Source organism: Gemella haemolysans (assembly GCF_001553035.1).
Classification (GTDB): domain Bacteria; phylum Bacillota; class Bacilli; order Staphylococcales; family Gemellaceae; genus Gemella; species Gemella haemolysans_B.
Window position 1 is genome coordinate 5940 of sequence record NZ_KQ959984.1, and the last position, 572, is coordinate 6511.

At 35.0% G+C, this 572-nt stretch carries 1 protein-coding gene; it reads left to right on the top strand.

Translation table 11 applies throughout. From position 1 onward, the window contains the following. Positions 1-572 (top strand): LPXTG cell wall anchor domain-containing protein (locus HMPREF3186_RS07180; RefSeq protein ID WP_156438991.1); only part of this gene is annotated, 572 nt, incomplete at both ends.

A 572-nucleotide genomic window follows, 5' to 3' on the forward strand; every position in this document is an offset into this window, starting at 1 on the left:
AAAGTTATTACCGAATACAGGAGATAGTTCTATTCCACTTTATGGGTTAGGATTAGGAACAGCAGCGTTAGTCGTATTATTGATTTCTAGAAAAAATAAAAATAAAGTATTAAGCGTATTATTAATTGGGGCGTTGGGACAAAGTGTAATAGTTCCTTATGAAACATTTGCTTTGGAGAATAAGATATTAAAACACTATAATATGTCAAAAGAAGTAAATGATAGTACACAATTAAAATCAGGTATAATTCATATACCAGGATATAAGTATGTAGGATTTTTAGAAGATGGTGATGTAAGAGGAATATCAATAAATAAAGAAACAGAGCGTATGGAAGGAAATGCTGGTACAAAGGAAATTTCGAAAGGGACATCCTTAGTGCAAGAAAACCTATCAGAATATACTAAGCCATTAGCGACAAAAGGAACACAAGAACCAGGACACGAGGGAGAATCAGCAGTTCGAGAAGAAGCTCCAGAATACATTAAGCCATTAGAAACAAAAGGCACACAAGAGCCAGGGCGTGTTGGTGAATCAGTAGTTCGAGAAGAAGCTCCAGAATATACTAAGC